Origin of the sequence: Runella limosa DSM 17973 (genome assembly GCF_000482465.1) — a bacterium.
GTDB classification, from domain to species: domain Bacteria; phylum Bacteroidota; class Bacteroidia; order Cytophagales; family Spirosomataceae; genus Runella; species Runella limosa.
This window is the reverse complement of sequence record NZ_AXVJ01000044.1, coordinates 100315-121145: the sequence shown is the minus strand read 5'-3', so window position 1 is coordinate 121145 and position 20831 is coordinate 100315. Positions and strand designations below refer to the sequence as shown.

18 protein-coding genes are annotated in these 20831 nt (G+C 46.2%); all 18 read right to left on the bottom strand.

The window, feature by feature from the left end:
* Positions 1–127: 127 nt before the first annotated feature.
* On the bottom strand, positions 128–1072 hold the full coding sequence (locus K339_RS0105110; protein ID WP_028522657.1) for an ABC transporter permease: 945 nt from the start codon (positions 1070–1072) through the stop codon (positions 128–130).
* A gap of 27 nt (positions 1073–1099) precedes the next feature.
* Entirely contained in the window at positions 1100–2596 is a 1497-nt protein-coding gene (locus K339_RS0105105) for a sugar ABC transporter ATP-binding protein (RefSeq protein WP_028522656.1), read from the bottom strand.
* 113 nt (positions 2597–2709) lie between these two features.
* Positions 2710–3582 (bottom strand): Rpn family recombination-promoting nuclease/putative transposase, encoded by an 873-nt coding sequence (locus tag K339_RS0105100; protein WP_028522655.1) that lies wholly within the window; start codon positions 3580–3582, stop codon positions 2710–2712.
* 186 nt (positions 3583–3768) lie between these two features.
* Positions 3769–4224, bottom strand: a complete 456-nt coding sequence (locus K339_RS0105095) for a hypothetical protein (protein ID WP_028522654.1) — start codon at positions 4222–4224, stop codon at positions 3769–3771.
* A gap of 99 nt (positions 4225–4323) precedes the next feature.
* Complete coding sequence (locus K339_RS0105090) at positions 4324–5457, bottom strand: Fic family protein (protein WP_037299257.1); 1134 nt, start codon at positions 5455–5457, stop codon at positions 4324–4326.
* Positions 5458–5650: 193 nt separating this feature from the next.
* Positions 5651–6079: a hypothetical protein gene (locus tag K339_RS0105085; RefSeq protein ID WP_157607475.1), complete on the bottom strand. Its 429-nt coding sequence runs from the start codon at positions 6077–6079 to the stop codon at positions 5651–5653.
* Positions 6080–6350: 271 nt separating this feature from the next.
* A complete protein-coding gene (locus K339_RS0105080) occupies positions 6351–7121 on the bottom strand; it encodes an HNH endonuclease (RefSeq protein ID WP_028522651.1) in 771 nt (256 codons plus the stop codon).
* A 403-nt stretch (positions 7122–7524) separates the two neighbouring features.
* Positions 7525–8685: a Gfo/Idh/MocA family protein gene (locus tag K339_RS0105075; protein WP_028522650.1), complete on the bottom strand. Its 1161-nt coding sequence runs from the start codon at positions 8683–8685 to the stop codon at positions 7525–7527.
* A gap of 114 nt (positions 8686–8799) precedes the next feature.
* Positions 8800–9831, bottom strand: coding sequence for a sugar phosphate isomerase/epimerase family protein (locus tag K339_RS0105070; RefSeq protein ID WP_028522649.1), 1032 nt, complete (start codon positions 9829–9831; stop codon positions 8800–8802).
* Between the two features lie 89 nt (positions 9832–9920).
* Positions 9921–11141 (bottom strand): cupin domain-containing protein, encoded by a 1221-nt coding sequence (locus K339_RS0105065; RefSeq protein WP_028522648.1) that lies wholly within the window; start codon positions 11139–11141, stop codon positions 9921–9923.
* A gap of 63 nt (positions 11142–11204) precedes the next feature.
* Positions 11205–12272: an aldose 1-epimerase family protein gene (locus K339_RS0105060; RefSeq protein ID WP_028522647.1), complete on the bottom strand. Its 1068-nt coding sequence runs from the start codon at positions 12270–12272 to the stop codon at positions 11205–11207.
* A gap of 4 nt (positions 12273–12276) precedes the next feature.
* On the bottom strand, positions 12277–13089 hold the full coding sequence (locus K339_RS0105055; RefSeq protein WP_028522646.1) for an alpha/beta fold hydrolase: 813 nt from the start codon (positions 13087–13089) through the stop codon (positions 12277–12279).
* A gap of 133 nt (positions 13090–13222) precedes the next feature.
* Positions 13223–14050: a sugar phosphate isomerase/epimerase family protein gene (locus K339_RS0105050; RefSeq protein ID WP_028522645.1), complete on the bottom strand. Its 828-nt coding sequence runs from the start codon at positions 14048–14050 to the stop codon at positions 13223–13225.
* 11 nt (positions 14051–14061) lie between these two features.
* Complete coding sequence (locus K339_RS0105045) at positions 14062–15138, bottom strand: ThuA domain-containing protein (RefSeq protein WP_028522644.1); 1077 nt, start codon at positions 15136–15138, stop codon at positions 14062–14064.
* 32 nt (positions 15139–15170) lie between these two features.
* Positions 15171–16022, bottom strand: coding sequence for a sugar phosphate isomerase/epimerase family protein (locus K339_RS0105040; protein WP_028522643.1), 852 nt, complete (start codon positions 16020–16022; stop codon positions 15171–15173).
* A gap of 144 nt (positions 16023–16166) precedes the next feature.
* Positions 16167–16898, bottom strand: coding sequence for a 3-keto-disaccharide hydrolase (locus tag K339_RS0105035; protein WP_229598695.1), 732 nt, complete (start codon positions 16896–16898; stop codon positions 16167–16169).
* Between the two features lie 379 nt (positions 16899–17277).
* Positions 17278–19683, bottom strand: coding sequence for a T9SS type B sorting domain-containing protein (locus K339_RS0105030; RefSeq protein ID WP_084332113.1), 2406 nt, complete (start codon positions 19681–19683; stop codon positions 17278–17280).
* Positions 19684–19808: 125 nt separating this feature from the next.
* Complete coding sequence (gene tsaD, locus K339_RS0105025; protein WP_028522640.1) at positions 19809–20810, bottom strand: tRNA (adenosine(37)-N6)-threonylcarbamoyltransferase complex transferase subunit TsaD; 1002 nt, start codon at positions 20808–20810, stop codon at positions 19809–19811.
* Positions 20811–20831 lie beyond the last annotated feature (21 nt).

The window sequence follows — 20831 nt, the reverse complement described above, 5'->3', positions numbered from 1 at the left end:
TATGTAGTTACTATGCCCGAACATTTTTAAATCCATAAAAACCGTGTCTAATCCATCCCATCCGTGTGCTACTATCGACGATTGGAAAGAGTAGATAAAATAAAAACCCGAAACCCACAATCTCAAACTACTTCTTCTGATTCCAACTATCAAGTACCACGGCGCCGATGATGATGGCACCCATTACTACTTGTTGATAATAGGAAGTAACATTGAGGAGGTCGAGGCCGTTGCTGATGACGCCAATCAAGAGTGCACCAATGAGCGTTCCTGTCATCGTACCTGTTCCGCCCGAGGTACTTGTGCCACCAATAATGGCCGCTGCGATGGCGTCGAGCTCGAAACCTGCACCTGCGTTGGGCTGTCCCGTGGTGATGCGGGCCGTCAGCAGAATTCCCGCCAAACCCGCCAAGCCGCCACACAAAGTATAAACGGCCATTTTGACTTTGTTGACCCGAATCCCTGACGCAGTTGCCGCTTGTTCGTTTCCCCCAACGGCGTAAATATACCGTCCCAACACCGTTTTTTTGAGAAGAAGTGTACAAAGAATAAAAAAGACGACCAAAATGAGAATGGGAAAGGGAATCCCTAAAACGCTTCCGCCGCCAATAAAATTGAACGAATCGGAAAGGTTAGAGATAGGGCGGCCTTTGCTCAAAATCAAGGCCAAACCGCGGCCAATGGTCATCATTCCCAGCGTCACGATGAAGGGTGGGACTTTGCTTTTGGTAATCACCAACCCATTGAGCGCACCCATGGCCACACCCGAAAGCACGCCAACGCCAATGGGAACAATGACGGGGTAGGTATCAGGATGCGCCAGTGAAGCCGCCACGACGCCCGTGACGGCGACCATCGAGCCCAACGAAAGGTCGATGCCACCCGTAATAATGACAAACGTGACCCCAAAGGCCAAAAGCGCATTGATGGATACTTGGGTGATGATGATGGTCCAGTTGGAGACGGTCATAAACTGCGGATTGATGACTGCCAATCCCAAGCAAATCACCACAAAAGCCCCAAATATGCCGTATTGGCCTAGGTTTTTTGAACGAGTTAAAAGTGTATTCATGTTTGTTGGTTTCCTGTTTTGGGGTATCTACTGCATCGCATATTTCATAATCACATCTTGCGTAGCTTCTTCCCTGACAAGCAATGCCGTTTGTTTACCTTTCGACAGTACCAGTATTCGGTGGCTAAGTCCCAAAATCTCGGGCAATTCCGACGAAATCATCACGACAGCGATACCTTGGGCCGTTAGGTCGTTGATGAGTTTATAAATTTCAAACTTCGCCCCAATGTCAATGCCCCGCGTAGGTTCGTCCAGAATCACTACGTCGGGAGCAGCCTGAAGTACCTTGGCGATAACCACTTTTTGTTGGTTCCCGCCGCTGAGATGGCTTACTTTTTGGGCCGCGCCCGTGGCTTTGATGCGCAGGTTTTGCATCATGTGTGTGGCAACGCTTGCTTCTCTGTCGGTCATCACCCAGCCTGCTTTGGCGTGTTGCGAGAGGCTCGAAAGGGTGATGTTATCCTGAATAGTCATGGCAGGAATAAAGCCCAATCCTTTGCGGTCTTCGCTGACGTAACCAATGCCCAAGGCGATGGCTTCGGCGGGGGAATGGATGCGAATGGTTTGCCCATTAAGTTGAATTTCGCCATTATCATAACGGTCTAGTCCAAAAATAGCCCGCGCTACTTCCGTCCGACCCGCGCCCATCAAACCTGCCAAACCCAAAACTTCGCCTTTGCGCACCTCAAACGTGATGTCAGAAAATACGCCTTGGCGTGTGAGTCGTTTGACCGAGAGTACTACTTCGCCCTTGGAAGGGACAATTTCGGGAAAAAGATTGGTGATTTCGCGGCCCACCATCATCGAAATCAAGGTAGGTTGGTCGAGTTCGGAAGCGGGTTTAGTTCCGATGTATTGCCCATCACGCAAGACGGTAATGGTATCCGAAATCTGAAAAATCTCGTCCATTTTGTGCGAAATATACAGGATTCCGACGCCTTGTTGTTTTAAGTCTTTGATGATTTTGAACAAGGTCGCGACTTCCTTGTCCGAAATGGCCGAGGTAGGCTCGTCCATGATGATGACCTTGGCGTTGTTGGAAATAGCCTTGGCGATTTCTACCATTTGCATTTCGGCCACGCTCAGGTGTTTGAGCAGGGTAGTGGGGGCAATGTCCACGCCCATTTGCTGTAAAATGGCTTCGGCTTGGGCGTTGGTGTGGGCGTCGTCGAGCCAAAAAGGGAGCCAATTGGTTTTTTCTCGCCCTAAAAAAATGTTTTGGGCAACGGTTAATTCGGGCACTACGAGCATTTCTTGGTGAATCATCGAAATGCCGCGTTTGAGGGTTTCGTTGACGTCGGCGTTTTTTAGTACGTCGCCTTCCAGCCAAATTTCCCCCGAATCGGGAGAGAGTAGTCCCATCAAAATTTTCATGAAGGTGGACTTTCCTGCGCCGTTTTCGCCCATGACGGCATGGACTTCGCCTTTTTTGAGGTCGAGCTGGACTTGGTCGAGGGCCTTCACGCCCACAAACGACTTAGAAAGGTTGCGTACTTGCAGTAATTGGTCAGGTTGGCGGGTCATTAGGAGGAAAGCCCTTTGGTGGAAAACAGTGTACTAAGGCAAAAAAGGGCTTTCCTTACTCGTTTTTGAGGCGAAAAGTGGGGAGTGGTTGGCAGTTTCTTGAAAAAGGGGGCTTAGAGACTACTGTCTTTTTTGATCCTTAGAACAAAGTCAGATGTGGTATTAAAATCTTCTGCAATTTCTGCAACGCTTAATTTACCCCGTTGAAGGGCTTTGATAATATTGGTTGTTTTTTCCTTCATTACGCCGTCATCAAATGCAGAATCTATGACATTTTTTAAGTCACGATACGATTTGAGGCTTTCTTCGTATAATTCTTTCTCCTCGGAAGTAAATTTGGCGATTTCAGCAGCTTCAAAAAGTCGTTGAAAGATTCGTTCTTGCAAACTTTTGGGTCTATCAGTAAAATGCGGAAGATACTTTAATACATACAACCATTTGTCATATGTGGTTGATAATTCTTCTTCTTTTTTATTAAAATGGGGCATTTCTAGGTAAATAAATGTCAACTTATCGTAAAAAACTTCACAATGTTGGTTTTTTAATTTTACTTCATGCCTTACTTCTTTGGAAGATACGCTATTTCTAGATTCTTCATCACTAAATGTAAAATCAAGAATTCCTACGGTATAAATCGCAGTTAGTTGGTAATTCCAATCTCCTGTTTCTGCTTGTTCTTGTACTGGAAATGTTGAATAAAATACACTTCTATCTTTGAAGTAATTTTGTTTGGCTTTTTGCATTTCAACGATAAATCGCTCTCCAGTAGAACTGATACAATACAAGTCAAAAATAGCCTTTCTGTCTAATTCGGTCTGTCCAATATGCTCATTTTTACTGTATTTTAGCTCTGCGATCTTTTTATTATTGGGAAGAACAACTTCATTCAAAAAGTCAATTAATAAGTCTTTATTAAGCTCGGAGCCAAATAACTTTTTGAAGCCAAAATCGGTAAACGGATTGATATATCGTTCTTTGAGTGACATATTATTAGCAGTGTTTGGCTGAAAAATAGGCACTTATCAAATAAAATACAAATGGACCTGCAATATCTCTTTGTTGATTATTTGACTAACCATCCAAAGCACGTTTGCGTATCCATGGTACAATTTGTGTTCTATTCAATAGGCAATGAGGGTCGTTGAAGATGTTACACAAAAAAAGAGAAAATTTTACGGATGTTCAAACAACAGCCGATGCACAAAGCCACCGTCGTTGTATTGGAGTTGAAGCATGTGTTCGGATAGCTCAGTGACTTTATATTCGTACAAACCCAAGCCCGAATCCCCCGTTTTGATGTTGATTTTGAGGGTACTTCCATCTTCGCTCAACGACCAAATTCCCGTATGAATTACTTGTGGGTCGTTGGGATTGCACTTGGTTGCGCCAGCGTTGTATTCGTAGTGTTTTTTAGGAGTAAAAACGTAAATGTCGTCTCTGAGGCAATTGGGCGTGGCCGAAAGCCTATCTTCGTAGCGACTGCCCAGTTGGACGGTGTAAGCCGTGACGTACCACGGTTTGTCGCTCAAAAAACGCTCTTTGGGGGGTAAGCTGGGTTCTTTGGTGCAAGAAACCAAGGAAGCAACGAAAAGAAGACCAAAAGCGAGGGATTTGAAAGGCGTGTTCATGGGAGTTGTGTTGTTTTTTGTTCAAAACAACGACACGTTTCTGTCTCCCTCAAGCGCAAATAGACGAGCGACGCTTTTCTTCGACAGACGACGACAACTTTAAACCACTATTTGCTGATTGGGTATTCGTATGCCTTTTGGACTGATGATGACGTATTTTGTCTTCTTACCACTATCTTCTGCTTTCAGCATCTTTTTAGTGACCAAATCTTGTAAGTCTCGTAATGCAGTATCGTTTGAAGATTTGGTAAGTTTAGCATAGACAGAGGTTCTTAAAAAGCCCACTTCTTTGTCGTAATTGTCATATAGATAATTAATCACAAGTCGTTGTCTGTCATTAATGGCCACGAATTTGTGCTGTTCCCAAAAGCGGGCTTTATCTAAAATAACTTCTAAATTTTGCTCACTCGACAGAAGTGCTCTCTCAAAACAACCGAGAAACCATTCTATATAAGGAGTGATGTCAGCAGTGCCTTTTTGTGTTTTTTCAATTATATCATTGTATCGTTTATGCTCTTTGAAAATCTGATTAGAAATGCTGTAAAAGCGGATTTTACTGCCATCACTTCTAGCTAATAACATGTCCATTATGTCCCTAGCTAACCGTCCGTTACCATCATCAAAAGGATGGATTGTTACAAACCAAAAGTGGGCTATGATGGATTTTAGGACTAAGTCTAAGGTGCTTTCGTTATTGAGCCAATCCAAAAATAGGCTCATTTCGTGGGGCACGTTTTCGGCAGTAGGCGCTTCAAAATGGACTTTTTCTCTGCCAAACGTGCCCGAAACTACTTTCATCCCTGTGGAACGGTAACGCGCCACATCAATTTTTGTATAACCACTATATCCCGATTGAAACAGCGAGTGATGCCAACCCAAAAGTCGTTCTTGAGAGAGAGGCTGGTCATAATTTTGCGTAGCATCTAAAAGGACATCCACGACGCCGTCGATGTTGCGGGGAATGTTACTAAATTCGGCACTTTCAATGCCTAGTTTTCGGGCAATAGATGAGCGAACAAGTTCAGTATTTAAAAATTCGCCTTCGATTTTGGACGAATCAGTAACTTCTAGAATCAGAGACTCTAAGGTAGCTCGCTCAATCAAATCGAATCCTAAACTCTCAATATGCCCAAGTAAACGTCCCTGCAAATGTCTTACAGCAGCTAAAAGAGGTAGTAGCCTGCCATTGTCCCAACTAAAGTCAGTCCAATTGTTTCTTTCGTGGATGTACATAGTTTTTCGCCGCAAAATATGCGGTGAAAATACGCTTTGTTCGCCGCAAAAGCAACTTCATGGCGCTCCTCTTGGCACGCCACAGGTAGAAAAGTAAGCTACTACGATAGGGGAACTTTCTGACTTAGTCATCACGGCTCGTGCCGCCCCGTCGCAAGATGCGAGCGACGGCAGGAGGGAATACTTTACCTTATTACTCTTTTTTGAAAACATTGTCACAGCCGTCGATGTAACTTTGGTTAAACACCACTTGATTGTCACAAAATAGAATGCGACCGTATAAATAGGTACTGGGCGATGACATCGCGAGCCCCCATGAGTTGCCGTCTTCTTGTTTTATCCTCCAGTTGCCTTGGGTCAGCGTCGTTGAATTTTCGGTGACTGAAAAAGTACGGTTGCTGCGAAAGGTCACACGTATTTTTTTATCGGCATACTTAAACTTCCCCAACAAAGCGCAATCCTGTTTAGTCCACGACCACGAACCTTTCAATTTTTTGGCAATGGTGGTCGTATCAAGTTTTTGGGCTTGGTTACATTGCCAATAGGAGTAAAGGTTGAGGTCCTTCTCTTTGCAAGAAACCAACCCAACCCCAATTGCCACACATAAAAAAGTAAACCGCATAGGGAGTTTGATTCGGGGGAGATGAGGTAGGGAATAGGTCTATTGATTAGCCAAATTTATACTTTTTGTCACGCCGTAGGCATCTAAATCATTTGCTTTCTATAAATGGAAGGGAGACACAAAAAAATAGCTGTGGGACACAGCTAACGAGGGAGCATTTCTGGCACATATCGTATTACAAACACTATCTTTATTGAAACTCTGAAGTCAACATTCGGAAGACTTCGACCAATAGGGATAATTCTGAAATTTTGCTTCTATCCTTCACTCGCTATATTTTAAATCGTTCTTCGTTATGATATTTCAAAAACTCAACGTCAGGTAAAAAACGTGAAGGAAGAATAATTGGTTGATTGTCAAACCTGCCAAAAAAATCAAGGGTATGTTGATTTTTGTTTTTTAGTATTAATGGCGAAACTCTAATCTTGTAATCAGGTGTAATTGTAATATATCCTGACTCAAATGCTTTGTCATGCAAAGCGTTTATTGCTATTCCATTTCGTGGATTTAGTCTGTTTTTTTTGTCAATACCCCACGGACGAATGTGCCCTGCTATTAAAAATTCAGGCTTATTAATTCCTGTAATACAGCAAGTATTATTGTATGCAGCTAGTATTGAGCTCCTAAAAAATGATTGATTAACTCTTACTTTTACTATCTGCTCCCTTGTCTTTCCTTCTCTTAGTAGTTCATCTTCTGGAATCTGGTGTAATTGCTCAACAGTTGTGTGTTTAAATTGTGCTAACAATTTTTCGCTTTCATAGGGAAGTATATCCCAATTGTTAAAAAATTCATTCCAAATTTTATTATCTGCTTTACTTGCATTAGAAGCTCCATTTATGCCTCTTGCTTTTAGACTTGGGTCTAAGCTGGCAAAGTTTACTAATTTATATGCTATTGAACTTGGCGTCCTATTTATCAGATTGGCAAGATTTATTACTTCTGGATTTAATCGATGTAAACGGCCAAAGGGCAATTTACAATACAAGTTAATTGCCAATATTAATTCATCTCTTGTCCATAGCCTTTGACCTTGTTTCATAATAAACCTCCATTGTCAAAATCTTCATCATATTGCATTATAAACTCATTTTTACATTTTTTATTGATACACTTGTGGATTTGAGTTTGATGTTTTGTTTGCGATATCTCTAAAATTACCTCTGACCTTGAACCACAATTTGGGCAGGTTGCTGGCTGGTCAGAGTAGATAAAAATATTAGAAATAGATTTCACTAGGAGGTAGTTTTTGTAATATTAAAGATTGAATTGAAAATTCTATCCGTTGAGAATCATTTAGGAAAATTAAAAAAATAGGTTTACTTACCAATAGATACTTAAATAGAATGGCTAAATGAATTGATAAATGAAAAAAAGCCATGATTGCAGAACTCAACTTTTGTTTAACCTTTCCAAGGTTCAAAACCTTGGAAAGGTTAAAATTACTACCCAATCGCTTCCGCGCCCGTATCTTTCCAGCTACGAGAATTGGCAGATTCAATAACCGCTTCGCATACCTTTTGAGTTTGGAGTGCGTCTCTGAAAGTTGGGCCGCAAGGTGAGCCGTCTTCGAGGCTTTTCAAGAAATCGGCTACTTGGTGGATAAAGCTATGCTCATAGCCAATACCGCAACCTGGAATCCACCAACGGTTCATGTACGGTTGGTCGCCGTCGGTCACGTGGATAGAGCGCCAGCCGCGTACGATAGATTCGTCCTTGTGGTCGAAGTATTCGAGGCGGTTCAAATCGTGCAAATCCCAACGAATCGACGCGTGTTCGCCGTTGATTTCAAACGTATAAAGGGCTTTGTGGCCGCGTGCATAGCGCGTTGACTCAAACAAGCCCAACGAACCATTGGCAAAATGACAGTGAAAAAGACACGCATCGTCGATGCCAACAGGCTCTACTTTGCCCGTGAGCTGGTGCATCCGTTCTTTGACGAAGGTTTCGGTCATGGCCGATACGTCGGTGATGGCGCCGTTGAGCCACATCGCGGTGTCGATACAGTGCGCCAACAAGTCACCCGTTACGCCCGAACCCGCCGAGGCTACGTCCATGCGCCACAAACCCGTACCACCTTGCGGTAGGTCGGCGTTGATGGTCCAGTCTTGTAGGAAGTTGGCACGGTAGTGAAAAATCTTGCCCAATTTCCCCGAATCAATGATTTGTTTGGCCAATGTCACCGCAGGAATTCGACGGTAGTTGTACCAAACGGTGGTTTTTACGCCCGCTTTTTCGGCCGCTTCCACCATGGTTTCGCCTTCGGCCAAGGTGCGTGAAAGTGGTTTTTCGCACAAAATCATTTTTCCCGCTGCCGCCGCTGCCAACGCGATTTCGGCGTGGCTGTCGTTGGGCGTACAAATATCAACCGCGTCGATGTCATCGCGGGCAATCAATGCTTTCCAGTCGGTTTCGTACGATTCAAAACCCCACTGCTCGGCAAATGCCTGTACATTTTGAGGGTTACGTGAACACACCGCTTTCAAAACGGGGCGGTACTCCAATTCTGGGAAGAAATTGGCAATTCGGTTATATCCATTGGCGTGGGTACGGCCCATCAAACCCGTCCCAACTAATCCGATTCTGATTTCTTTTTTAGCTGACATAATGAATGTTTTTTGTCAATTCTTTATTATTTCTTTGTCATGTTGAGCGGCAGCGAAACATCTAAAACCACGTACGGGCATCCCCATCCTATCTTCTGAATGACAAAAGGAAGACTAGCCTACCCAGCCGTGCGCTTTGCGTACTTTTATCATTGCCGCAAGAATGTCATTCCACGTTTGTTGGTTGTTCATGACCGCGTTCGGGAACATACAGCCATCCCAACAAATGTGTTTGAAAGCTTTGGTCAACTCACCGCTTTCGTCACGGAGCCAAAGTCCCGCGTCGTTGGTGATGTCGAGTTTACCGTTCGGGTCGGTTGCTTGGCAGTGGCGACCTGTTTTGTCGTGCGAACCAGAACCAAAGACGGTACCGTCGTTTTGGGCCACGTGGAAGTCAATCGTCCAAGGACGAAGCGCCGCCGTCAATTTACGCAAACCTTCGAGGAACGTTTCACGGTCACCCCATTGAAAATCTTCGGGCAACACGCGGTGCTCAGGGGCATTGTAACCCAACAAATAAAGCGTCGTGTGCGACATATCAGCTTGGAAGCCAATGTTTTTACGGTCAACGGCCTCCAATGTGTCGAGCATGTATTTCCACGAGTGCATCCCGCCCCAGCAGATTTCACCTTCGGCGGCTAGGCTTTCGCCAAAATCAGCGGCTACATCGCAGGCTTCGCGGAAGGTTTGGGCGATGAGTTTAGTATTTCCCGCAGGGTCAAGTGCCCAATCGTGTGGGCTACTTGCCGAGTCGATACGCACAATGCCGTTCGGACGGAGTCCCCACTCGCGGAGTTTTTGGCCGATGTGGCATGATTTACGCACCATTTCCACAAATTCGGCACGTTGCTCTTTGGTACCCATGGCTGGGCCACCCCAGATAGGTGCCACCAAGCTACCCACTTCGAGGCCGTGCTTGGCTACTTTGTCGGCGAGGCGTTTGATGCCGTCGTCAGATATATCGAGGTCGTAGTGCGGGTCAAAAAGACCAACGTCCACGCCGTCAAATTTTACGCCGTCCACTTCTGCTGCCGCAGTCATTTCAAGCATGGTGTCAAATGCGATTGCAGGCTCTGAGTCAGGGCCTTTACCCACAATCCCAGGCCATGTGGCATTGTGGAGTTTTGGAAAATTGTTTTCTGCCATTGTTAGAAAAGTTTACGTTTTGGTTTATGTTAAACCTTTAAACCTATAAGGTTTTTAAAACCTTATAGATTTGGGTTTGGGGTTTGTGATTATTTTACCACGACTAAATCAGGGTTATTAGGCCCGAAGTGCTTCAACATCACGATAGGGTCAGTTGACGAATAGTTGGTGATGGTAACGCCTTCTTTGGCTGCACTTTCAGTCACAAAGAACTCGTCGTTGGTCAATTGTCCGTAGCGAATCAAGGCAGGCGTTTCGATGTTCCAAACGCCCATTTTACCGTGTCCTTGCATCATGATTAAGCCGTATGCCGCGCTGTCTTTGATGGTTACGGTAGCGCCAGGCAAGACGGTGAGTTCTTTGGCACTGTATGCTTCGGATCTGTAACAAATCCAGTTTTCTACGTATCCTTGCGCTTGCATATCTTCCAACGGATGTACGGGCCTAGGCATCATAAAGTGGTTAGCGGCAAAATTGGGGTCCACGTTGGCATCCCAGTCAATCACCGAAACCAACTCGTCATAATCACCCATCTTGTCTTGTGGCGTGCCGTTCCAAAGTAATTCTTCTGGTACAATTGCCTCATTAACAAGGCTTTGGTACATTGCAAAAATATCGGATGCTTTTTGTGGTTCGTAAGTACACAAGCTACCTGGCGCGTGCAAAATCCCTGGAGGTACGTCCCAGCCTGTGCCTGGTTCTAATTTATAAGCCGACGAGAAATTGGTGATTTTGTTGTCACCTTTATTGAAGTCCATCAAGCATTGCTTGATTTGTTCTTTGGTCGTACCTGGCGTAATTCCGAAGAAGGTATAAGGGAAATCACCACCGTGGTTGTTGAGTTGGGGAGGGAAATAATAGGCTTCGGGTTTTCCATTTTGCCCTACCAAAGCTGCCTTTTCGTCGTTGTGGTGGATGTGGTGAGGAAGAGGCCCCATGTTGTCAAAAAACTTGGAGTACATCGGCCAGCTTTGGTATTCGTCCCAAAGGCGGTCGCCAACGATTTCACCTTTCAATTCGTCGATGACGTCTTTTAATAACAGTTGTTCGGTTTGTCCACCTTCTTCAAATACGACTTTACTTAAACCTTCGTGTTCTCCCGTGAGTGGGCCATTTTTGGCAGGGGTGGTTGATGAAAGCCAACGCTCGTCGATACCGCCACGAACACCGCCTAATACATAATAATCGTCGGGGTGAAGTTTGATACGACGACCAGGAACGCAAAATGAGCGCGGAACCCACGTCGGGGCTAAACGTAAAATGCCTTGTCCTTGCTCTAACGCTTTTGCAGCTATACTTGAATTTGCCATTTTTTCAGGGGGTGCAATTGCACTTGTTAAGAGTTAATTAATGAAAGTTGTGTGTGTTTCTTATTACCCGACAAAAGCGCTAATGGACTCTTTATCGGTCAAAATTTCGATTTCGAGCGTGTAGCTCCGTTTTTCGCCTGGGGCCAATTCGATGAGGGTGTTCTGAGCCCGCGCTGCCGACTGACCAATCGGCGGGTGGGTGCCAGGCTCCAGTCCCGTTACGTATTCACCTTTGCCCCAGTGCTGCCAGTTGGTGAGCCAAGGCAGTTGGGCTTTGGGAAAACGAACGGTAACGGCAAACCCAAGTGCCTCATTATAAACTCCGCAACTTGCTTGTCCGTTGGCATCGGCCTCTATGTCAATAAAGGCGGCTTCTTCGCCAAAGCCACTGTGGGCTTCGAGCGGGGCAGGACAACGGCGAAAATCGTTGTCGGCGTTAAAAATCGGATTTTGAGGATTTCCATCGCGCGACTGCCATTTTCCTTGCCACACCAAGCGTGATCCTTCGTCCACCAGCGGCCAACCAAAGTTGCAGTGGTAAAGTAACATGTGTGGGGCAGGGGTATTGGCGCGGTTGATGATTTCGTCGTGGATTTTGATGGTCGGCTGGCCGAGGATTCCCGAAATCGTCCGACGAAGTTCTAAGACAGGGCCAAAAACGCGGGATTGCCTGATGATGCCCGTAATACTCATGTCTAGTTTTCCAGCCGCAGGGTCGGGTTGAATGATGGATTCGATTTCGGCGGGGATATTGCTAATCTCGCCGTGCAAACCGCGCTGACCATATTCGTCCGACTCAGGGCCGCCAACGTGGCTCAACCCGCAAGTGGTCACTAAACCGCCGCCAAACGTCCGAAGCCAATCAATACCTCCGTCCGAAAAAGGCTGAGGGGGCGTAACGCCTGCGTGACTCAACCAAGCCAAACCGTGCTGATTGTAAAAAGCCTCGGCAATGTCCATGGCGCGATCAAGCACCACTTTGTACCGCAAACCCGTTCCCGTATTGATCCACGCAATGCGCGTACCACGTCCTGCGCCGTTGTCCAGTACGGAGGTTTCAATGCCTCCCCACTGCGCCGCGTGTGACAGTTTATCGGTCCAAGGTTGCGTGTTTGTTTCGTTTGTATTCATAATATTAACTATGCTGAATTAACCAATTCTTCACGCGTGGATTAAAGTCGTCCAAGTGCTCAAAATGGAAAATGTGTCCCGCTTTTTCGTACAAAAACAACTCGGCGTTAGGAATGGCATTGGTCACTTCTTCCGCCATCCAAACGGGGGTGAAAATATCTTCGCGGCCTCCAATTACAAGGGTCGGCTGAGTGACGTTGGGCAAATCGGCCAAGGCATTGTGCGAAATGCACGCTGCTGCTTGTCCTTCCAGACCGTGCAAAGGCTGTGGAAAAGGGTCGAGGCCAGCTTGGGCACGCCCCGCTTCCAGTTCAGTCGCAATTTGCTCGTTGTCCCACGACGATTTTGAATAAATCAATTGCTGAATGTACAAGCTAAATTCCTCAGGACGAAAACGTGCTTTGCAGTGCATCATGTGGGTAAAAATGGCTTTGGCCGCGTTGTCGCAGCGCGCCCAAGGACACATGAGTACCAGCGAACGTACCTTTTTGGGGTGGCGAACGGCGAGTTGTTGGGCAATCGTACTTCCCATCGAACAGCCAACAACGTGGACATTGTCTAAACCTAGCGCGTCGAGCAGCCCCGCATAATCATCGGCCATTTGGGCGGTAGAATAGGAGCCTTGTGGCTTGTCGGTTTTACCTACGCCACGGTTGTCACCAATGATGCACCGAAAATCGTTTGCCCAGTACGAGGCGTGAGGTTCCCACACACCGCCTGCGGCCGTGATTCCCATGATGAGGAGCAACGGCTCGGCGTTGGTCGCGCCCCGCTCTTCGTAATAAAAATTGATACCGTTGGTTTGGACAAAAGGCATACTATTGAGGATTGATTACTAGACTTTGCTTTTTTACCACATAGCTCACATAGTTTTTTCACATAGAAAACCTAGGACTATGTATCCTATGTGTTAATGCTAGTGTGTTCTATGTGGTTTAATTGATTTAAGGTTATTTCAGATTAGGAATTAAATCATTTAAAATCCAACGCCCATCGTGGAGGGTTACAAAATCGGGGTCGTCGAGGGCTTCTACGCCTTCGTCTTCGCAGATAATCCAACCCGAATAATTGATGTCTTTCAACCACTGCGTAACACCCAACAAATCCACTTTACCGCGTCCCATTAGCGCAAATTCAGGATTTCCGTCCCAATCTTTGTAATGAACGTGGTTGATGAGCGAGGCGTATTCTTTCATTTTTGTGAGTGGGTCCATGTCGCCGTTGATGATGTGGCCAACGTCGGGAGTCCAGCCCGTCACGGTTGCATCCAACGATTCCAACACGATTTTATAATCTTCCTCGGTACGAATGATGGACGAATGTGGTGAGTTGGGGTGAAAACTGCACGGTACACCAAGGGCATTGGCGCGGGCCGAAACGGTATTCACAATGTTGACAAGGCTTTTCTGACGCGCTGCCAAGTCGTGGCGACCCGTCGGGATTTGTACGGTATTCAATACTGCCCCAGGAAAACGCTGTAACAAAGCGATGGCGTTGTCGGCGATGCGGCGCTCGTCGTCACTTTCGCCGTTGCCATTCCACTCCAAGGCCAAAGCCACGGCGGCTAGTTCGATGCCTTGTTCCTTTAATTTGGCTTCCAACAAGTCGGGGTTTACCAAGTCACCCATCCACGTAAAAATGGGTTGGATTCCCGTAAAACCTGCTTGGGAAATAATTTCAATCATGTGGCCCAAACGCCCTTGGTGGGTGGTGCCGTTTCCGCTCATGAACCAAGTATAAACCTCGGAACCGAAACGAAAAGGAAGTGATGCTGACATAAAATGATGGGTTATTTTTTCTTGAATATTTCACCTGGCATGATTAGCGAATTCCAATCGGCCAAATCGGCGGGTTTTACTTTTGTTTTGTAGCCGTCAAAATTGAAAGGCGTTGGCTGGTAAGGGCCGACAAATTCAATGGGGTTGTTGGCTTTGATTTTTTTCTCCATTCCCATTGCCCAAAGGGCGGCGTTGATTGCCATGCGGCGGAAGCCTTCATTCAATAAGTCCTCAGACGCCCCGTGGGTGGTGGTAAAAGCACGCCCCTTTGGCCCAGATTCCACCGAATAGTTTTTTACCCAAGCGACGGGCAAAAGTTCTTTGGTCGGGTCAGGCTGAGAAGAGGGCGTCATGCCGTTAAGAACTTGACCACGGGCGAGCGTCGTGGTGCCTTCGTTGGGGTAAGCCGTGTATCCACCCGACTGTACCCAAACCTCTTTGACGCCCCGTAAAATAGGATGTTGTTTTTGGGAATCTTCCAAAATAAGTTTTGACGATTGTTTGTGGTTGGTACCATAGTGAGACACCCAAGTTTCGCCCAAAACCAACTCTCCAAAGCCGTCTTTCCAAGCACTTTTTTCCCCTTTGTAATTCCAAGAATAATGCTCCCATTTGGCATTGCCTTTGTTATTAAAAGCATGGGTAGCCGTACGGAAAGCAACAATTGGGCCTCCGCGACGAATATAAGCGTCGAAGTGCTGCATTTCTTCGTCGTCGAAATTAGAAAAACGCGTAAACAGAACCATCAAATCAGCTTTGTCCAACGCGGCTAATCCTTTGAGATTAGAACTTCCTGGAAGGATGTGTCCGTTGTCGTCAAGTCCAAAAATAACTGTGCAAGTGAACCCGTAGCGTTTGGCCAAAATACGGGCCAAGGCAGGCAACGACTCTTCGCTGCGGTATTCGTGGTCGGTGGTAATAAAAACAATGTTTTTGCCCCGCCCTGGGCCTTTTTCTCCCTTATAAACAATTTGGTAGGCCGACATTGGATGCGGGCCTTTGGCCGAGCGAGTGGGCTTATCGAAGGTAAACCCAAATGCGCCGAAAAGCAAGCTGCACCAAACTATCAAAAGACCGCTTTTTTTCATAGTGAATAGCGTTTCAGGGCATCGTTTTTTAATTACAAATTATGCTTGATAGACATTTCTCGAATAAACGTCAGACCATTTTCGGCGATGTGCCAAGGGTCGTTGTATTCGCGCCAAACCCCAATCGCATTGGCAAAGTCGGGGTCGTTGCGAGAAAAGGCTTCAATCGTCAACCAACCTTTGTACCCAACTGCCGCCAATCCCGCAAACGCATTGTCCCATGGAATATGGCCATCGCCAGGCGTGCCACGGTCGTTTTCGCTAATGTGGACGTGGCTCAAGTAAGGAGCAATCGTGCGGATGGCCGATTCGTATTTTTTCTCCTCAATATTGGCATGGTGCGTGTCAAACATCGCCCGTACGTTGGGGTGATTGGTGAGTTGTACCAAGTTGGCGAGGTGCTCCATCGTATTGCAGAGGTAGCACTCAAAACGATTGAGGGCCTCGGGTGCTAAAATCAAGTTGGCTTGCGCGGCGTATTCGCCAGCGGCATGTAGTACTTCGGCGGCGCGAGCAAATTCATCGGCTGATGCTGGGCGAGACACAAAATGCGCGTGAGCCGAGTGAAAAGGGCCGCAAAGTACCTCGGCGTTTAAGTCGTGCGCGCGGTCAATCACCCACTTGAGTTGGTCGAGGGCTTGGGCACGCACGGTCGCCGATTCGCTTACGGGGTTGGTGTCGGGGCTAACCACTGTTACGGCCGTAACTCCCAATCCTAATTCACGCGAGCGATTTCCTACGCGTTTGTAAGCATCTTCGTCGGGGGCTCCTATAAAGTATTCTACGCCGTCGTAGCCAATTTCTTTAAGGCGTTCGATGATGGGAAATAATTCGTCAGACATTCCCGCCGACCATGCCAATACATTAAAGCCAATTTTGTTCATATTCTTTTCGAGCAGTACGGTTAACAAATAATTGTGCATTAGCACTTAAGTGATGATGCAAAAATAGACTTTCCAAGTTTCAGGCTTATACTATTGATAATCAGAGGAGTTATAAACTTGGAAAGTCTATTTTTGCACAAATACTTACAATTGCTTCAAACGGAGGTTGCGGTATTGTACTTTCATGGGAGGGCCAACGTGTACTTGTACGCCCAAAAACCCTTTTAATTTTCCGTTTACTTGGTCATTATCAGTGACATCACTCATCAACACGCCGTTGATATAATGTTGTAAACGATTGCCTTTGATAACCAAATGAAATTCATTCCAATCTTCTGACTTGATTTTTGTTTTTAACTCATCTGAAGTTCCCAATGAGCCAGTCACTTGGAGGTCGGTCCAGGCATTGCGTTTTACTTTGCCACGCACTTGCTCAGGGGTCATCGGAGAAGACTGAGGGCTAATCGTTGTGATTTGACCACGGTAGGCGAGGGTAGTGCGTTTACGTTCCTCGTAGTTTTGACCTGTGTAATTGATTTGGCCGTCAATATCGGCTTGATAGCCTTTCAATGCAAAAGGTACGTCTGTGAGGCGTTCGCTGCGATAATTGATGCCTGAGTTACCCGCTTTGGCAATGTTAAATTCGCCTTTTAGTTCAAAATCAGCAGGTTCGCCTCCTTTCCAGATAAGGAAGTTGTTGGCTTTGAGCAATGTACTAGGAGTAATTTCGCCGATAAGCACACCGTTTTCGGCGCGCCAGTAGGTAGGGTCGCCGTCCCAACCGTCGAGGTTTTTACCGTTAAAAATCTGTTTAAAGCCTTTTTCAGACGAACCTGAGCTGGTGTTAGAAACTTTGCAACCACTCAGTACTATCATAGCGGAAAGAAATCCTGCTTGTAGAAATTTAGCACTCATTTTGTTAAGCATGTAGATAACGATTTTATGTTTTAGGAATAAGCCTGGTGTTTAGCCACAAAAACGATTTGGGAACTAAGCAACGGACAAATTAATATTCAAATATTTCTAAAAAGAGTGTGAAAGACTATCCTACACCTACCTGCTCATTTGTGTTATTTTTGACTGTAATTGTGCTGCATCCTGCGTTTTTTTACTTATAATCAGTTATTTACCCATTCTGTTGGAATACAAAAAAAGAGCAGCTACGAGCCCAAAGTCATCTTATTCTAAAGCAAAAAAAGGGGCATTATTACCCCTTTTTATTGATAAAATATGTGAAGATTGTGCAGAATTGAGCTTATCGAAGCAGTAAAACCTTGCCCCGCCGCGCCACATTGTCTGACTCCGTATTGGGTAAAATGACGTAGGTGTATTCGCCAATGGGGGCGGGGCTATTTTCATAAAAACCACCCCAAGGCAAAGGCCGTTCTTTCGACTGGTGGTGAATGAGCTCGCCCCAGCGGTTATATACAAAAATCTCGGCATCGGGGAATTGTTCCAAATTTTTTATTTCCCAAGTATCATTGATGCCGTCTCCGTTGGGACTGAAGGCGTCGGGAATGAACATCAATTCTACCACGACGACTTTGATGCTAATCTGCGAGCTACATCCGTTGGCGGCGGTGGCAGTAAAAGTATAGGTCTCGGTAGTAGGAGTGGAGATATTGGTTTGTAGTGCGGTGGGGTCTTCAACACCCGTTGGAGGTGTCCATTGGTAGATTTCACCGTTGGGGGTTGCACTTTGGACTTGCACATTCACTGAAGCATCTTTTAATTGAGTAACGCTGTTGGGCGCTTTTAAAACGGGAACAGGTTTGATTTCCAAAACGCGGGTTTTTGACAAGATACAATCGTTGCCAAAGCTCACCTTATACTGAACCGAATGAAGGCCAGGGCCTGCTTTTTGAACGTTTAGGTTGTTTGTCTCCACCCCGCTCCCTTCAAAAATACCTCCTGATGGACTGGCCTGAAGCGCTACCCGAAGTGCAGGGTCATAACAAACTGCCAAGAGAGAATCGAAGCGGATAGTGTCTGCCAAAACTTGGGTAATGGCTTTGGCATCCGATAGTGCAGAACAGCTACCATTAAAAATTCGCACCTGATAGGTTCCTGCGAGCGTGGCGTACAATTCGTTGGAGCGCTGGGGTAAGACCTGACCATTGAAACGCCATTCGACAGATAAATCGGGGGGGAGTGCTATTTGTAGTCGAATAGAATCACGGTTACATAATAGGTTTTTGGGCAATGAAATTTCTGGTTTTGAAGGCGAAGGACGCTGTACGACAAAGGCGGTGTCGCGGCTAATACAGGCATTGGTCGTGCCACGAACGGCGACGATATAGGTGCCGAGCTGGGTAGTGCGCAAATTGTGACGGGTTTCGGTCGGAAGCACTGCGCCGTCTTTGCGCCACTCATATACAAAACCATTCCCTTGGGTGGTCTGTACTAAGGCAGTATCTCCGTTGCAAATTCTGACGGTATCAGCGGGGGTAAAACGGATGCTAGGGCCTTTGGCTAATACTACCTTGACCAGCTGCGAGATTGTATCAACGGCGCATTGGCGCGTATAGCTCGCAGTTACTTGATATTCACCCGCTTGACTGATGCTAATGCTCGTATTCTTTTCATTGGGTATGTTGATGCCATCTTTTTGCCATTGGTACGAAACGTTGGGTTGTGACGTAAATTGCAGGGTCGAATTTGTACCCTCGCAAAGCTCCACCACCGAGGCTGGCAGCGCTGTGTTGGTGCTATTGAATACGGTTGGTACTGGAGGTGGAGCCCCGCTACAGTCAATGACTTTTAACTGAAATTCTCGACGGGTTGAGCCTATTTTGACGCCATTTCGGTATTCTTCTACCAGAATGGCAAAAGCATATAAGCCTAGTTGGGAGGCTTTTACGGTAAGAAACCCTGTACTAGGGTGAATCACTAGGGTAGGGTTTCCTGGAATAACGTTGGAAAGTCCATAGCCCGCTGCCCATTTGACTTCTGGATAAGAGCTATGCGATTCGCCCAAACCAAAGGCAGCTACTTCAGAAGTATAACCATTTAGGGGAGTAACCAGTGAGTACCGCAATTCATCGCCATCGGCATCAGTAGCACTCATGTTCATTCTAAATGGTTTGTTGATGCAGATGTATTCGCCGTTGGGAATACTAAAATTGGGAGAAGAGTTGCGAAAAAAACGACCGTTTTGGGTAAGCGCAGGAAACTCTAAGGTAAAAACCATGCCGACATTGCGCCCAGTTTCGTTCAAATTATCTACCCCTGCCGTGCGGCAACAGCGCTCCCAAATGATGTAATAACCACCTGGGTCGTTGTAAAGGGCAGCATTTAGGTTGAGGGTGCGGCTATAAATTTGAGCGATAGTTCGAAGCCTTTGGGTACCCGCACAGGCTTCGTTTTGGTAGATGATAGGTTTGTTTTGACTGACTTGTTGGGTCAATTCAAACGAAGTTATTGGGGCATGGTCTCGTTTACGGAAAACATAAACGATAGCGCTTGCGTCATTGTTAGAGTTTGGCCCTCCCACAACAGGATTGAGCGTATTGGCGTCTGCATAAAGCGTAAGGGTGAGGATATAATTGCCCTGCGTAGGCTGCGCTATCATCCGAAAGTCCCCGCCAAAAATATGGACAGCCCAGCCATCAGCCACAATAGACAAGAAAAGTACAAGCACAAAAATCACTCGCTTCATCATCTTCTGCTCTCAAAACGTTAAGGGTTTCTTAAAAAGAATTATAAAGCTAGTGATTTCGTGGTTAAAATGCTAGTCTATTGCTAGTCAATGATTTAAAATTTTGAAAAGTTTTTATCAAACGGCTGCTAAAACGCCATGCGAGGCAAGGGACTCACGGTTTGGGCGCAGAAGTCGGCCTGCTCAAATTTGAAATGCGAGGCCATGGCAATCATGGCGGCATTGTCGGTGCAGTACTCAAAACGCGGGATAAAAACATTCCAACGTTCTTTTTCGCCGAGTTCCAAAAGCGATTTTCGTAATCCTGAATTGGCCGAGACGCCCCCCGCAATGGCAATGTCAGAAATGCCCGTTTGGCGGGCTGCTTTACGGAGCTTTTGCAACAACATTTTGATGAGCGTATGCTGCACGCTGGCACATATATCAGCGATGTTTTCTTCGACAAACTGTGAATTCGTCTTGGTTTTGCCTTGTAAAAAGTACAAAATGGACGTTTTGATGCCGCTAAACGAGTAATTGAGCCCAGGCATTTCGGAAAGGGGGAAATTGTAGGCCAACGGATTTCCTTCTTGGGCGTGTTTGTCAACCAATGGCCCTCCAGGGTAGGGCAGATTGAGCAATTTGGCGGTTTTGTCGAAGGCTTCTCCCACGGCGTCGTCTTGGGTTTCTCCAATAATTTCCATGTCGAGTGGCGAGCGTACTAACACAATTTGGGTATGTCCACCGCTGACCGTCAGGCACAAAAATGGGAAGGAAGGAGTTGGGTCTTCAATAAAGTGCGCCAATACGTGCGCCTGCATGTGATTTACTTCAATGAGCGGTATGTTTAGCCCCAAAGCAAAGGCTTTGGCAAACGATGCACCTACTAATAATGCGCCCAAAAGGCCAGGGCCGCGCGTAAAAGCGATGGCATTCAGGTCTTTTTTGCTTACTTTTGCATCCAGAAGCGCCTTTTCGACCACAGGGACAATGTGTTGCTGATGGGCACGAGAGGCTAATTCGGGGACAACCCCACCGTATTTTTGGTGAATCACTTGTGTCGCTACAATGTTGGAACAGATTTTGCCGTTAGAAATAACGGCCGCGGAAGTTTCATCACACGAAGATTCGATGGCTAAAATAGTTGACATTTGTTGGAAATTTACGTTACT